At 59.2% G+C, this 2,977-nt stretch carries 1 protein-coding gene; it reads left to right on the forward strand.

The window, feature by feature from the left end; all coding sequences use genetic code 11:
• A partial coding sequence (locus Q0216_RS05335; protein ID WP_298593551.1) for a hypothetical protein occupies positions 1-2,919 on the forward strand: 2,919 nt, incomplete at its 5' end.
• Between the last annotated feature and the right edge of the window lie 58 nt (positions 2,920-2,977).

Raw genomic sequence — 2,977 nt, forward strand, 5'->3', positions numbered from 1 at the left:
TCTTCTGGCTATGCTTGGTCCATCTACGAGGTTGCCCCGTGCCAGCCGGTAGATACCGCCGTCAGCTCCGCCGGTACGATCCTGGCAAACCTGCCGTTTGGCTGGGTGGTTACCCTCGTTGAGCTGATGCGCGCGTTCATCAACGTGCCCTTCAGTAACGATTTCGTGTCCCCCTTCATGTCCTCCGAGATCGTGACCAACATTTTCCGTCACTTCGACCAGGCTCTTGTTAAGGGCGGCATGCTCGCAGCCATCATGTCCATTGGTGGCGCCTGGCTGATGTTCATGTGGCACAAGAACGGCGCGAAACTCACCCTCACCCGCATTTTTGGTTCCATTGCCGCCGCCGGTGTAGCGAGCGCGCTGGTGACCTCTACCGTCACTCACGGCCTCTACACGGCCATTAACACGGGTGCGACGCAGGTTAGTCTGGCCCCTGCAGCGGCTGTCTCTAGCTCCTGCTCTGGCAATGCGAAGGCCTCCGACGCGCAAACCACCGTGGATTGCATTTCGGGTTCCTTCATCTCCCGCCTGATTAACCCGGTCTACGCCTCCGGTGCAATCGGCAACAACTTGGGCGACCAGAAGGCTAAATTTATTGCCGGTGTGAGCAAGAATCCCGAAGAGTTGGGTCCTGATTCCGAGGTCATCTACAACAAGAAGTCGAACTCCTATATCAGCGACAAGAAGGTGTTCTTCGTCTTTGATGCCGGCGGTCAGGGAGACGCCGTGAAGGTCAAGCTGCCCAAGGCCGGCGTGGTACCCACCGTGAACTCCGATAACCCCACCTGGGCCGAGTACATGCACTGGACCAGCTCCTACACGAAGGCCGAACGTGAAGCAGTAGATAACGGCGACGTGCGAGGCTGCAACCTCACCGCAATGCCCGGACTGGAAAAGCTTCACGAACAGGCAGAGAAGAACCCCGACTTGTGCACCTACAAGTGGGAGGTGAGGGCTGCGTTGCTCTACTCCGCGGCAAACGGCGGCGGCGGCTACGAAACCGCAGCCGGCAAGACCCCGTTCGTCGATCGCGTCCCCGCCTCCTTCACCTCCTTTGCCGCGCTCGCACCGGTCACCGACTTCATGGGTCTTATCGGCCTTCACCGCATGATGCTGAACCTGGATCTGATCTTCCTGGCTCTGACTCTCTGGTTCCGTTTCGCACTGATTGCTGGCACCGGTAACTGGAAATCTCTCAGCATCATTGCCGGTGACCACGCTATCGTGGCGGCAAAGATTGTGGGTGTGGGCCTGGTACTCTCAGGTACCGCTCTGACGCAGAGCATCGCCTACGAGGCATTCGAGAAGGCTCTGCCTGGTGTGCCGCTGTTCATCCGCAGTATCCTGCTGTCGGTCATCACGATCGTTGGCGGCATTGTCTGCTACATCATGTACTTCCGCGGTATTAAGAAGCTCACCGAGAAGTCCGCACTGCTGGCAGCATCTCAGACGAACACTATTGGTGGACGTATGAAGGCCGGCACCGTCAAGACCCTCAACGCTGGCGCTGCGGTAGCCGGTGCTGCGGTAGCCGGCGGCGCTGGTGCGGCTCTGACCATGGCCGGTATGCAGGCCATCAAGGGCGCTAAGCGCGAGGAACAGGAGAAGCTGGACCTGGAGAAGAAGTTTGCTCACGGTCAGGCACGCGGCACCGAACGCCAGCAGAGGCGCGAGCGCAAGGAGCAGGAGAAGACCCGCTACAACAACGCAAGGCTCTATTTGGAGGACGCCGAGCCCCGCCTCAACGAGGCGATCGAATCGACCCTGCAGAGCGGCATCGACTACGCGGACACCCGTACCGAAATCGAGCAGGCAGAAATCCAGCACACCGCCAAGACGAAGGAAATCACCGGAACCATCGAGACCAAGACCGCCGAAGCACGCACCGCTGAAGAGCAGAAGAACAACATCACTGAGCAGAAGCGCGTCCATGACGTGAAGATGCGCGAGCGCACCCACCTGCTTTTGGCTGCCCAGCAGCAGGTCACCGACGAGGACGGCAAGCCGGTCTTGAATGAGGAAGGTCAGCCGGTCACCCTTGCCGACAAGATCACGGAGGCGGCACAGGCTCTTGAAGAGGCGCAGGCTAAGAAGTCTGAGGCTCAGCAGAACCTGGAGCAGCACCTGCAGGAGAAGGGCTACACCGTCCTGCATGAGATCAAGTACGACAAGAACGACCAGCCGGCATCCGTGAAGATTACCGATTTGGCGACCGGACAGGTCCGCATCGCTCCTCCTGCCGAGTACGATAACGATTTCTCCCGTCAGAACGTGTTCCCGACTGCCGAAGAGTACGGCGCGTACAAGTCTTTGCGTAACGCGGCTGCCGCGGCGAACCGCGAGGCCAATAAGGCTAACCGCAGCTACGAGCAGACGACCGACCAGATCAAGACGGCTACCGATAAGTTCAGCCAGAAAATGTACGACTTCGCGATCCCGACCGAAAAGATCGCCAAGAAGCACAACCTGCCGACTGAGGCAGTGGCCGAGCTGCGCGTTTCCTTCGAAGAATCCGCCGACATGCGCGACCGCCGGCAGGCCGCCATGTCTGATGAGAACATGGCCCGCCGCGCAGCCAAGACCGCACAGAAGGATCTGGAACGCGCAGAAAAGGAGTACAAGAAGCAGGTCAAGGATCTCACCGCCGACCTGAAGGAGAAGGAAGCCGCCTTCAAGAACAACGCAAACCGCGTTCGCAGTATCGCTACCGACATGGACAAGGCTTACAGCACCGGAGGTATCGAGAACGTGATGAAGAAGGTCACCGAAAAGGACCCCTACATCATCGACACCGAAGCCGGTGAGGTGCACATGAACGGTGAAACCTTGCGTGAGGCAGTCGATAACGTCATCAACGATGTACGCGCCCGGATCGACTTGAACAACCCCGAACCGGCACGCCGCATCGAACCCTAACCCCACACCGCAGAAAGGGAAAAACACCCCCGCAGGGCCCCAGGAACCAGATCGGAAG

The organism is uncultured Rothia sp. (assembly GCF_937976295.1).
GTDB lineage: Bacteria > Actinomycetota > Actinomycetes > Actinomycetales > Micrococcaceae > Rothia.